Origin of the sequence: Teredinibacter sp. KSP-S5-2, from assembly GCF_032773895.1 — a bacterium.
Taxonomy (GTDB): domain Bacteria; phylum Pseudomonadota; class Gammaproteobacteria; order Pseudomonadales; family Cellvibrionaceae.
The window spans coordinates 1,773,659-1,785,667 of sequence record NZ_CP120416.1; the positions used below are offsets into that span (position 1 = coordinate 1,773,659).

General features: G+C 43.4%; 9 protein-coding genes. 4 read left to right on the forward strand and 5 right to left on the reverse strand.

Annotated elements, in window-relative coordinates:
* Positions 1-44 precede the first annotated feature (44 nt).
* The 5 genes from P5V12_RS08095 to P5V12_RS08115 all read right to left on the reverse strand — a co-directional run bounded on the left by P5V12_RS08095 (position 45) and on the right by P5V12_RS08115 (position 8,156).
* Positions 45-452: a hypothetical protein gene (locus tag P5V12_RS08095; RefSeq protein ID WP_316956845.1), complete on the reverse strand. Its 408-nt coding sequence runs from the start codon at positions 450-452 to the stop codon at positions 45-47.
* A gap of 190 nt (positions 453-642) precedes the next feature.
* A protein-coding gene (locus P5V12_RS08100) for an IS3 family transposase (RefSeq protein ID WP_316956846.1) occupies positions 643-1,772 on the reverse strand; the annotation gives its coding sequence in 2 pieces (ribosomal slippage) (positions 643-1,529 and positions 1,529-1,772; 1,131 coding nt in all).
* Positions 1,773-1,931: 159 nt separating this feature from the next.
* The gene (locus tag P5V12_RS08105) at positions 1,932-2,321 is read right to left on the reverse strand and encodes a hypothetical protein (RefSeq protein ID WP_316956847.1); all 390 of its coding nucleotides are present in this window, start codon (positions 2,319-2,321) and stop codon (positions 1,932-1,934) included.
* A 1,417-nt stretch (positions 2,322-3,738) separates the two neighbouring features.
* Positions 3,739-4,065 carry a hypothetical protein gene (locus tag P5V12_RS08110; protein ID WP_316956848.1) on the reverse strand — a complete coding sequence of 109 codons (327 nt, stop codon included), beginning with the start codon at positions 4,063-4,065 and terminating at the stop codon, positions 3,739-3,741.
* The gene (locus P5V12_RS08115) at positions 4,062-8,156 is read right to left on the reverse strand and encodes an RHS repeat-associated core domain-containing protein (protein ID WP_316956849.1); all 4,095 of its coding nucleotides are present in this window, start codon (positions 8,154-8,156) and stop codon (positions 4,062-4,064) included. The genes P5V12_RS08110 and P5V12_RS08115 overlap by 4 nt, the downstream gene beginning before the upstream one ends.
* A 480-nt stretch (positions 8,157-8,636) precedes the next feature.
* Here P5V12_RS08115 and P5V12_RS08120 point away from each other — a divergent pair, with 480 nt between their 5' ends.
* The 4 genes from P5V12_RS08120 (at position 8,637) to P5V12_RS08135 (ending at position 11,865) form a co-directional block, all read left to right on the forward strand.
* Positions 8,637-9,542: an AraC family transcriptional regulator gene (locus P5V12_RS08120; RefSeq protein ID WP_316956850.1), complete on the forward strand. Its 906-nt coding sequence runs from the start codon at positions 8,637-8,639 to the stop codon at positions 9,540-9,542.
* Positions 9,542-10,153 (forward strand): GyrI-like domain-containing protein, encoded by a 612-nt coding sequence (locus P5V12_RS08125; protein WP_316956851.1) that lies wholly within the window; start codon positions 9,542-9,544, stop codon positions 10,151-10,153. The genes P5V12_RS08120 and P5V12_RS08125 overlap by 1 nt, the downstream gene beginning before the upstream one ends.
* Before the next feature lie 131 nt (positions 10,154-10,284).
* The gene (locus tag P5V12_RS08130) at positions 10,285-11,028 is read left to right on the forward strand and encodes a hypothetical protein (protein WP_316956852.1); all 744 of its coding nucleotides are present in this window, start codon (positions 10,285-10,287) and stop codon (positions 11,026-11,028) included.
* 60 nt (positions 11,029-11,088) lie between these two features.
* Entirely contained in the window at positions 11,089-11,865 is a 777-nt protein-coding gene (locus P5V12_RS08135; RefSeq protein ID WP_316956853.1) for a hypothetical protein, read from the forward strand.
* The last annotated feature ends 144 nt before the right edge of the window (positions 11,866-12,009 follow it).

The window sequence follows — 12,009 nt, forward strand, 5'->3', positions numbered from 1 at the left end:
GCACAGTAATCCAGTGAACAGGCATAGGAATATGATGAAGATAATCATTGAACGATCCTCACCTTATTTTCTAAATATGCTTGGACCTCGGGCTTTATCTTGGCAACTCTGTCTAAACCTTTAAGTTGGGCTTTGACTTTTAACTGGCGACCATTAAAAAAACTAAATTGCATGGGGCGTTGGATCATTCCTTTTCCAATCTTTAGGTTGTGTATCTCATCAAAAGTGAAAAAGTCCATGTGTCGAATCTTGCCAAACATACTGAGTAAGTGAAAGTAGATACCTTGCTCAGAAACAGCCACGAAGTATGTGCGTATCCCTAGTGCAGCAAAGGGGCCGATAACCAAAAACATCCAAAACCGAATTGGTGTAATTGCCTGAAAGAAACCGATTAAGGTATCATCCTTATTCAATTTTTGGATGATATGTTCCTCCGCAATATCTTTTCGCATATACCTCTCCTTTAATTATTCTTGATTTGTCGCATAATATAGCTTGAGTGTTCTGTAGGCTCAAGATTTGGGTGGTTTTCTCTGTGTTACAACAAGGACGGGAAGAATGCGATTTAGTGTCAGTTGAGTAGATGAATGCTTATGTTCGTCTTCACCAAGATCTATGGTTTTACCCCGATCCAGCGGACAGTCAGTTAAGAGCAGTTTGATGGGGTAACCCCAGTTTACGTTTCTTTCTTGGATTGTAAAACCGCTCAATATAATCAAAAATGTCCGCTCGGGCTTCTGATCGAGTCAGATATCGTCGCCGATTAACTCTTTCTCTTTTCAGCAGGCCGAAAAAACTTTCCGCTGCCGCATTATCGTAACAATTGCCAACTGCACTCATACTTGATATCAGATTATGGTCCCTCAGGAATTTCTGATATTCGTGGCTGGTAAATTGTGAGCCCCGGTCAGAATGAAGTACTGCCGGTCGATCGTGACTTTTCTGCCACATTGCCATCAAAACCGCTTGAAGAACCAATTGCTTTTCCATTACATGACTCATAGACCAGCCGACCACCACTGTGCTGAACAGGTCAATGACAACACACAAATATAACCATCCTTCACCCGTTCGAATATAGGTAATGTCGGTTACCCATTTTATGTTGGCTTCTGATGCACTGAAGTCACGATTTAAGTGATTGAGTACATGGGCTGGTCGATCTGCTGATGGGCGTTTGCGCCATTGTCTGACAGCAGGAATACCCTTCAGGCCATTCACTCTCATCAAACGAGCAACGCGATTTAGACCACAGCGTTCGCTTGCGTAACGTAATTCTTCCCAAATTCTGGGGCTGCCAAACACGCCATCACTATCACGGTGTATTTGTGCAATCTTTCTGGATAAGCGAGCGTCATCTTGGGCTTTGGCGCTTGGTTTTCTATCTCGCCAATCGTAATAGCCGCTATGAGAAACCTTAAGTAAGCGACACATCATTCTGACAGGAAAGGCATCGCGGCAGCGTTCTATCATGTGGTACTTCACTTGGGGTGTTTCGCGAAGTACGCTGCCGCTTCTCGTAAAAAATCCCGTTCTCGTTTTACTTCGGCTAACTCACGCTTAAGGCGAGTGACTTCCTCATCCCTTGCATTGCCATGACCAGGAAAAGCTGTCTTAGTGGGTTCAGAAAATTCTTTAACCCAGCGCCTTAGCAAGTTGTCATTGATACCAAGACTATTGGCTATATGACCAATAGATTGTTTGGATTGCTGTACCAGCACAACCGCTTCTTGTTTATACTCGCGAGTATATTGTTTTCTTGTTCTTGTCATGTAACACCTCGTTAATGTGGATTATCCACTCTTAACCAAGTGTCCGCTAGAGCGGGGTAAAACCAGTCTATGATTTTTCCTGATTAGGTGTGTCGTGGAAGCCGCCAAGATATGACGGGAATTGTGCGCGCTGTATTAGTAAACGATTTGAGTATATTATTATCTATAAATATCTAAGTATTTACCTAAGCAATCAGCTCCCTCAACTAATTCATATTGCTCTATATCCCCCCACTGATTTCCTTTCCCTGGTTCATCTGGGTAAAAGAGTAAGGAAACTCCTGTTTTAGAGGATAAGTTCTTATTTAACCCTCTAAACTTGTACCCTTTTATGCTTGGTATGTCTGTTTCAAACTCCAGTTCGCCGTTAAGGACGTAAAAGCCGATTTTTTGCAGTTCATATTTTTCTACAATTACTTTGGATATCTTGTCTGCGTATACAGCGCTAATCTCAAATGGAAAGGAAAGAGAAATATCTTTGTTACTCGATTCCCATGAAATAGTGTCGTATTCATTGGTGGTCTGGTTTTTTCTTAAATAAATTTTCATACTTTTAACTATAGTGGTTTTATTGGTTCCACCTCTAAAAACGGATCTATCGTATTACTGTTGTATTTGTTTGGTCGAGCATTTTCCCATGCTTTGTTGTCTTTAAATGTGATTAGTGAGCCACCGCCAATCCAGCTTGCGGGGTTAAGTCAGTGTTAGCCTCCCTGTGGCTGACCACCACTAGGCAGGTGACTAGGCGTTTGATAATTATGCCGTACCACCACTGGCACTATGCGAACATCCATGTTTTTGTGGGATACGTCCCAGATTTTTTTGGGTACGTCCCAGTTGATTTCACAACGAACTATAAACACATCTATACAAAAGTCAGCAAGTTTTGCGAGCGTAACGGATTTAATTAAAAGCTTGCCTTTTTTATGCCGGATTCACCTAGTGGCAGAAATTTTGTTATATTTGCAGTTGTTATAATCAATAGAAAAGAGCACATCTCTATTTGATATTATTGCTATTGCAATTAACTCTCCGTTTGACAAGCCAACACGGTCAAATAATTTTCCCTCACCAGATTCTCTTGTATATTCAAGCCTCCAACGTTCTGTCCCATTTAGATTAATTATGACAGCGTTTCTATTGCCAACTACTGTGTATGATTCTAGTAAAATAATGCCGGAATTGTCGGGAAGTAGTTCATACCCCATAAGAGGTTCAGTGTAGTTTTTTCTATTTTTTTCCCGTTATATTGCCAAGAAATGACACGGCCTTGTTTTCTATGTATATATCCATTATTTCAGCTCCCTAAGCTCAACTAATTCAATGTTACGACGTTTTTACGCAAACAGAGAATGTCTCTCTTATTTTTATTTTAAGTGATCCCAGCTTTGATTATGTTGTTGCATAAGCGCTTTGTTGCTATCCCAACAGAAGTAGTCTGTAAAATTTTCTTTTCCTGAACTCATATTGATATATGTGTTAAACGATTTTTTTTAAAGCATCGGTATCATTAGTGTTTAGGGTTTGAAGTATTGAATCAATACCCCTTATCCAGAATGATTTTGGATCTGGTCACCTCTTTGAGGAATTTGTTATTTGTTCTTCCTTACATGTCAATCCAAAAGGATCAATCCAGGAGATAGGGTTAGGCGCATATTTAGTAGTTATTTGTCCAACCCAATAATCTAATAATAATGGGTTTTTATTGTATTGCTTTTCCAATTGATCTTTATTTACTTCTATTCGGTCTTTTGGATGGGATAACTCTTCTTTTGTCGTATAAAGATTGATCACTCTTAAATAATTTCATAAGCCCTGATACCTACTCAGGTTCTTGTTTTATACTACTGATTTTATCCTCAGAGAGCTTAACAGATATGTCGGCCTCAAATTATGTGCTGCTTATCTGAATATGTATGTGACTCTATCTGCGTGTTATTGAATTGGATTATTTATATGTCGACAATTATTTAATTATTTTTTTTATTTCGCACCCGTTAGCAATTAACTCCTTTTCTAATTCTTTTTCTGTTTGTATTTTTTCTAAAGTGCCGTTGGAAATACATCTGCCAAACCACTCGCACCCTGATTCTTCAAAAGTTATTAGCCAGTCAGATACGTTGAAGTTAGAGAGGGAAATAGTTCCACCCATTAAACCATGTCCATAGCCCTCTTCGATATACAATTTTTTCCATTTAGGTGAGTATGCAACCAACTTGGGCCAGGTACTACTATTAGATTCGTTTGGCCGCCTCTTATCTATTTCTGCAATGACATAGTAACTATCTTTCATGTTTGTTTTTCCGGCAAAATGTCGACCTTATCGAACTGAATTACTTTCCCTTCAGCATGTAGTTGGGCTGCTCCACCTTTCCCATATTCGGGGTAAGCTTCTGCAATAGGTTCTAGCTGTGTTTTGTCTGTGTCTCCGTACATATAAGGCACTCTAACCAGAGGCTCTCCATTTTCATACAGCTGTAGCGTGTCAAATTCTCCCCTAAGCCTTGCATCACTCCAAGATCCTTCACCTGTGTGATCTGATCCTATTTCAGGTCCTTTTACTTGAAAAGCATCTCTGGCTTCAGTGCCTGTGTCATACTTCTCAAACCCAAAATAGGTGGTAGGGGCAGATTTGTTTTCCACTGTCATTGGGGCGAATTTATTAACTTTCCCATCATCGTCTTTATATCTCATGTACCTGTAACCAGTGCTTGGTAATGTCGCTTCTGGTCCGGCAGGCCCAACATAAAAATCTGGTTTTTTTCTAGCGGGTTTGTCGCCTTGTTCCTTACACAACCCAAACGGATCAATCCATCCAGTAGGATTCGGCGCATATTGGTAATTATTTACCCCACCCAACAACCCAATTGGGTCTTGGGTTATAAACTGCCCAACACTGGGGTCATAGTACCTGTGTCGGTTGTAGTGTAGTCCAGTTTCTTCGTCGAAGTATTGGCCCTGGAAGCGGATGTTGTTGTCGATGTCGTCGACTTCTTTGTAGGCGACGTTACCGTAGGTTTTGTATCGGGCTTTCCAGACAATTTTGCCTTTGGCGTTACTGAGTTCTTGCGGTGTGCCCAGATGGTCTAGGTGGTAGTGGTAGACTTCGCCATCCTGCACCATGGCCACGGGTTTGAAGTTTTCTGGTTCGTGGATATAGGTTTTCTTGAGGTTGTTGCGTTCCTCTTGAATAAGTTGGTCGCCAGCCCATAGGTAGGTGGTGGTACCAAATTCGTCGATTTTTTTGTTGCGCCGGCCAAGGGGGTCGTATTTGTATTCGATGCTCTGGCCGTTTTTTTCTACCTTAACCAGCTGGTTGTTCAGGTTGTAGTGGTAGTGGGTAACCAGTTTGCCGTCTTTGCCCCGATTTTCTCGTATTAAGTTGCCGCGTTTGTCGTAGGTAAATTTACGGTCACCCTGAATGGTTAATCGGTTGCCGGTGTTTTGGTTGTTCGGGCTATCCAACAAATTCCCTGCGGGGTCGAAGTGAAATTCTTCTTTGCTGAGTTGACCATCGTTAACCGCTTCGGTTTGTTTTAAGCGGTTAAGCAGGTCGTAGACGTACTTGGTTTCTACCGGGCCGTCTTGTACGCGGTTGAGGTTACCGAATTCATCGTAACCGTATTCACGCAGTATCGGTGAGGGTTGTTTGTTGCCTTTATTTATGGCGTATTGTTTTTGCAATCGACCACTTGGGTCATATTCGGTGTGTGTGGTTAACGCCCCTTGTGTACGCGAAACTTCCCGTCCGAAATCATCCCGCTCGATTTGGGTAATCGCTCGGCCGTTAAGTGATACCTTGTCCAGTTGGTGTTGCTCATTGAAGTGGTAATCAATGAGTTGGCCATCGGGCAGGGCGATTTGGGAGCGCTGGCCCGGCCATACGTTCTGGTAAGCAATATCGCGCATAGACGATTTAATGCGCTGCTTTTGGTTGTTGAGTTCTGAGCTGTGCTCTTTGGTGATGTTGCCCAGCAGGTTGTACTCAAATGCCAGGTACTGATGATTGTTGTAGGTTTCTTTTAAGCGGCCAAGGGCGTCGTAGGTGTAGCGGTTTTGTTCCTGGTAGCTGTTTTCACCGGTGACGGAACGGCTGGTTTTACTCAGCATGTTGCCGAGGGCATCGCGTTCGAACTCGGTAATAACGGAACCGGCATCCATATGGCGAATGAGTTGACCCGCCTGGTTGTATTTGTAGTGTTGGATGCGTCCGTCGAAGCCGGTTTCTTTAATCAGGCGCTCGTTGCCGTCGTATTTGAACTCGTAACGTTCACCGTTTTCATTAATCAACGCGGTGAGGTTACGTTCCTTGTCGTATTCGTAACTGAGACTGTGGCCTTCTGGGTTGATACGCTTAACGACCTGGCTTAAACCATCGTATTCAAAACGGGTAATACGACCTTGCGGGTCAGTATGCTTAACCAGTTGATCGTTTTCGTTGTACTGGTAGTGGGTGGTTTTACCGTCGGGGCCGGTAATGCTGTCCACTAAACCGGTCGCCGTATAGGTGTAGCGGGTTACACCAGCCAGAATGGCGCCTTTGAGGCGGAGTTCGGATTCCACCACCTGACCAAAACCGTTGTAGGTAAAGAGTCGTTTATGGCCTTGCGGGTCGGTAATACTTTTTAGATCGCCTTCAGCATTCCATTGGTAGATTGTGGTTTTGTTGCCGGGGGCGACCACTTTACTGAGTAAGCCTTGGGCGCTATAGCTGTAATGGGTTTTTAGCCCGTAAGGGTCCGTGGTGGTTTCCAGTTGGCCCAGGTTGTTGTATTCGTGTTTCCAGTGGGCTTTCTCTTTATTGGTATAGCCGGTGACTTTACCTTTGAAGTAAGAGTAGCTTTCGCGGTTGCCTAAGGGGTCTCGGTAGCCCAGCGGGTTGTTGTCGCCATCGTAGAAGTAATGGGTTTCATTACCTTCCGGGTCGATGTAACTGACTTTTCGACCGTTATCATAACGGTATTGATGTAGCGCGCCTTCGTTATCGATTTCTTCGGTTATCTGACCGTAGTCGTTGTATTTGAAGGTGGTGGTGTAGCCTCGGCTATCGGTGGCTTTACTGGTGTTGTTGGCCGGGTCCCATTCAAACTTATAATCGTAGATGCCATTATCACCCCAGTTGCGCAGGCAGCGGGCGGTGTGGTCATTACCATCCCATTGGTAGTAGTAGCTGAAGCCGGTCACTAAGGTGCGTTGTAACAACAGGTGGTTGTCGTAGCTGTAATCTTCGCCAAGATTATTGGCGTTGCGATGGGCGATCAGATCATCGTTGGCATTGAAGTGGTACTCCGCCATCTGCTTGCGGTCGCCAGTTGCTTCATTGACGAGTTCAACCTGGCTGATATGGCCTTGGTGATCTCGTTCTATGTAAAGTGTTTTGCCCCAGTTGCCGGCTAAACGGCGCAGACGGTTTTGCGCGTCGTAGTGCAGGTCTATGGCGTAACCCCGTGCCGGGGTTTTTAATTCGCTATTGGCCGGTTGATAGTTATGGTGCCGTATCTGGCTGAGGCGGAAGGCTGTGGTGCCGCCGTAGGTGGTGAACACGTAATCCGGTTTGCCGGGTTGTTTCAGAATAAAGCACTCGGCGTTCGGGTGTTCCAGTGTCATGCCGCCAGGAATGTAGCGGCTGTCTTGATGAACTCTCGGGCGAGCAAAGGGGACACATCGACCTTCGTCATCATAGTATTCTACATCGGTGGCGGTAACGGTCAGGCGTTCACATGCGCTGTGAGTCCAACCGCAACCAAGGCCAATATCTCGTGCATGGCTGGAGCGGTAGGTGCGTTTCCAGGTAAAGGGGACTGGGCCGGGTAGGTTGGCATCGTTAATGGATAGCAGCTCTTCGCCGGATACCATGCTGATGGGACAGCCACGGGTTTCGGTTTCGGATTCTGGTGCCGCACCGGTTTCTGCGTTTTTTTCTGTCTTCGCGGGTTTGCTGCTTTCTACCGGCTTTTGTTTGTTATTGTCAGCCGGTGGTGGTGGCGCAATTTCTTTATCTTTTTTGCTGACGCTTTCTGTTTGTTGTTCGCTGTTACTGCTACCACCGCCTGCGCCGCCGCCAGAACCTTGCTTTCCTCCGGAGTTGGTGTTGCCTGTGAGGGCTTCAGTGGAAACGATACGGACTCGTCGGGCAAACAGGTTTTTGCGATTTAGCTCTTCCTGCAGGCGACGTTTAATGTGTTGCTCGGTAAGCGTGGGGTCGTCGTCGAATTGCAGGGCTAACCATATGGCTTTCCAATTGGAGGGAGACTCCGGTTTTGCGCCATTGATCAAGTGTGCCAACTTGTCCGGTGCTACCTCCCAGCCGTCAGTGGCTTTGGATAGGTTTTTCCGTGTGAGCAGTGTGTAGGATTTATCTTCCTTGCGAATTTGAGCTGTCATAGATCCAGGTAATACGTTCCGTTAGCATGGTGACAAAAAGAGAGCTTTTGTGCCGATTAAATTTTGTTCACATGGAGTGTGAAATACGTCGTCAAATGTATCACAGTTTGTTTTTGATGCAGTTGGAGCGAGCGTTTTAAACCCTTGCAAATTTGAACTGTGTCACACTATTTTGCGTGTTTTTTTAGCGTAGAAAAAAGGCATTTTATTAATGAATTTTAAGTGTCGAAGGCTTTTACAGATTGTTTATCTAAACTGGAATTATTATTGGAAAATTTTTTTAAAACAAAAATATTTTTGTCGAATAAATTTACAATGAATAATTGATTATGTCATTTTTTGCCATGAATATTGGTTCTTGGAAAAAACATTTTTAACAAAAATGCGCAAAAACGGTCAGGCTCTTAGAGGCGATTTTCCTTACTGTGTACACAGCAAGGTTAAACAACATTTGTGTGATGGTTCAGGTAGAGGTGAAGTTTGAAATTGGCAACAGAGAAAAATTATCAGGTACGTTTAATTCACGTGTTGAATTATATCTATTCGCATTTGGACTCGCCGTTAGCGTTAGAGGAGTTGGCCAGCGTCGCCTGTTTTTCTCGTTATCATTTTCATCGTATTTTTAAAGGGTTTCTCGGGGAGTCAGTCAAGGAGTTGATTCGGCGCTTACGAATGGAAAGATCAGCAATTGAACTTCGGGCAACCCAGGATACGATTTTGGATATTGCTCAGCGCGCGGGTTATGAAAGTGACATGGCATATTCCCGTGCGTTTAAAGCAATTGTCGGCATAACACCTTCCGCATACCGTGCATCTTCACAGTGGATGTTTCCTTGTTTGATCGACAACGGTATTCGCTATCGTACTTCCGAGCGAATTACCGCGTTTAAACCGATTCAATATGAGGACGCAGTAATGAATGTAGTAATTAAAGAAATGAACGATATCCATGTGGCTTGTGTACGCCACACCGGCCCCTATAGAGAATGCAGTAAAGCTTGGGATCAACTGTGTTCGGTGTTGGGTCCTGAAGGCATGCTGGCGGGCGATATAAAATTCCTGGGGGTTTGTTATGACGACCCCGATGAAACTCCGAGTGAAGAAATTCGTTATGACGCTTGTGTCACGGTACCGCAGAATTACCAAGCCTCTGGTGAGGGAGTAGATGTAAAAACTCTAGAAGGCGGACGTTACGCAACCATTACACATTTTGGCCCTTATGAAAAATTATCGGATACATATCGAGCGCTCTATGGTAAATGGTTAAAAGACAGTGGCTATGAAGCTGCCGATAAACCTTGTATAGAAATCTACATGAACGACCCTGAGTCGACAGCGCCGGAAGATTTAGTCACGGATATCTATCTTCCTCTTGGAGAAAAGTAATGGAAAAGCTGGATTTGTTTAAGCTACATAAAGACGAGTATGTGGCTGCAAAACGTCCCCAGCTAGTCGATGTGTCAATGGCGACTTACCTCGCCATTGATGGCGTGGGTGCGCCGGGTGAGAGTGAGTTTATCGCCGCAATTGAGGCTTTATATGGCGTTGCTTATACCGTCAAAATGACTAGGAAAAAACAGGGCAAGGGAGATTATGTTGTCTGTAAACTGGAGTGTGTATATCAGTTTGACGAAGGTACTATATTGGAGGCGATCCCTCAGGATCAGTGGCAGTGGAGGTTGATGATTAGAACACCTGAATGTGTAGAAAGTGCTGACCTGTTTTTAGCACGACAAGCTCTGTTGTCAAAAAAGAAAACACCTAAAGTGGCTGATGTGCAGCTAAAGCAGGTTGAGTTGGGCCCCTGTATTCAAATGCTCCACATTGGCGCTTATGAAGACGAACTCCGTACTGTTAATGAAATGATACAGTTTGCGCAAGCAAATAATCTAAAGGTAAAACCTCAGCACTGTGAAGTGTACATTTCTGATCCGAGGCGTGTTCCTCCAGAGCGCTTAAAAACTATTCTAAGGCTGCCTGTTTTTGAATTAAAGTAGTGGAATGTGAGGTATTAAAAGCGACTCATTCGCTTTTAATACCTGTTCGTTGCTACTTATTCTCTTTACATTTGACTTATGGCATAGTGCCTCTGGTATTAAAAAATATGTGGCTTTATTTGGGAGGTCCAATGAGTAGGGTGCTTTTAGCTATAGTGTTGGTGTGTTTCAGTATGTTTTCCTTCGGCCAAAACCACAATATTGATGAATATATCGATATTGTAAAAAACGGTAGTTGGGCTGAGAAAGTAGTTGTTTACAAGAAGCTTTATGAGTTCTCCGGCGTAACTGACGAAAGATTGTTCGATGAAATTCAAAAGCAGGTCGAAAAAAGCATAGGTGTTGCACTTGTCACGAAGCCTGAGCAGGAAGAGTTTCACTGGGGAATAAAATCTTTAGCATCTTCAGGCAATCCAAAATATTTAACGGTGTTAAATCGAATAGCATCGACTACCAATAGTAATAAAACAAAGCGTCATGCCGTACTGGCCAGTCGTCGTTTGCCAGAGTTTAGTCAATGGAACCCTGTTATTAATAGCAAAGAATATGAGTCCCCCAATAGAACGAAAGATGAAGCCCTATGGATGAGATACATTCATAACGGTGATTTTGAAATGGCGACAATGGCGGTCAGTCAGGCATATAAAAATTTGAAATTTGACGATAGAGAGTTTGTTAACGTTGTTAAAACGAAGTTAACGGATATGTATCTTCATAAAACAAATGAAAAATATGCGGTTCAGTTTCAGTCGTGGGTGTGTAAGTATTTGATGCTTGATATCGAGGCGGAGAAACATCGACCACTTGTTGTTAGTGTCGCAAACAAGAGCCCTAACCCTGCGGTGCAACGTTGGGCTAAAAAAGTGCTTAAATAAACTGAAGAGTCGGTTAACAGAAAACCATCCATAAATTTGGGTGGTTTTTTTGGGGGGAAAATGAAAAAACAGTATTTCTTATTTTCTGTGCTCTATTTTATAAGTGTTTTTATACATGCAAGTGAGCAGAATGACCTTTTCAGGTACCTTGATATTGTAAAGGGAAATAATTGGGCTGCAAAAACCAATCTGTATAAAGAACTTGCCGACATGTCTGGCGTTTCGGATCCGCAGTTGTTTGATTTGGTTGAACTAGATTTAAAAAAGTTTGGTTATGGAAAAATTTCCGATGATCGTAGGCAGATAGAGACTATTTGGGGGATTAAAGCTTTAGCCTCTTCTGGAAATATAAAATATCAAAACACTTTGGATATGTTGGCGGAAAAGGCAAAAGACACTAAAGTAAAACGTGTGGCGAAAGCGTCAAGAGAGGACTTGGTTAAGTTTTCAAAATGGAACCCTGTTATCGTCAGTGACGAATTTCTGACTGATGACAGAACAAAAGAGCAGGCGTTGTGGATGCGTTTTCTGCATCAAGATGACCCGGCAATGTGGGCCCATGCAATTCGTAGTGCTTATAATGCCTTTAGCTATGAAGATGAAGTTTTTTCTCAACTGGTTCGGGATCGTTTGCAGGGCATGTATAAGACGAAAACATATGACCATGATGCGCTAGAATTTCAAGCGTGGGCATGCAAATATCTTGGTGGAGATCTCGACCAAAACTATAAGTTCCTTAAAGTAGTTGCTCGACAAGCAAAAAGCTCAAAAGTACGGCGTTGGGCTATAGTGGCAACTGAAGGTGTTTATATTACCAAGCATAGAAAACTCAGATAAGCTCGCTATTTAGTCTACATTAACGCTAGTTCTTCTTTAGTGCAGACTAAATGGTTCCCTTGTTTTGCCGGTTATGGTTGTACTGATATTGTTCTTGTTCACGCGGAGCTTGCCCATATGATTTGGAAGTGTGTAGAGGGCTTG

Excerpts from the sequence above, each read along its gene's own strand:
- P5V12_RS08095 (WP_316956845.1), bottom strand. The coding sequence starts at position 452 with ATGCGAAAAGATATTGCGGAGGAACATATCATCCAAAAATTGAATAAG.
- P5V12_RS08105 (WP_316956847.1), bottom strand. The coding sequence starts at position 2,321 with ATGAAAATTTATTTAAGAAAAAACCAGACCACCAATGAATACGACACT.
- P5V12_RS08110 (WP_316956848.1), bottom strand. The coding sequence starts at position 4,065 with ATGAAAGATAGTTACTATGTCATTGCAGAAATAGATAAGAGGCGGCCA.
- P5V12_RS08115 (WP_316956849.1), bottom strand. The coding sequence starts at position 8,156 with ATGACAGCTCAAATTCGCAAGGAAGATAAATCCTACACACTGCTCACA.
- P5V12_RS08125 (WP_316956851.1), top strand. The coding sequence starts at position 9,542 with ATGGAAAAGCTGGATTTGTTTAAGCTACATAAAGACGAGTATGTGGCT.
- P5V12_RS08130 (WP_316956852.1), top strand. The coding sequence starts at position 10,285 with ATGAGTAGGGTGCTTTTAGCTATAGTGTTGGTGTGTTTCAGTATGTTT.
- P5V12_RS08135 (WP_316956853.1), top strand. The coding sequence starts at position 11,089 with ATGAAAAAACAGTATTTCTTATTTTCTGTGCTCTATTTTATAAGTGTT.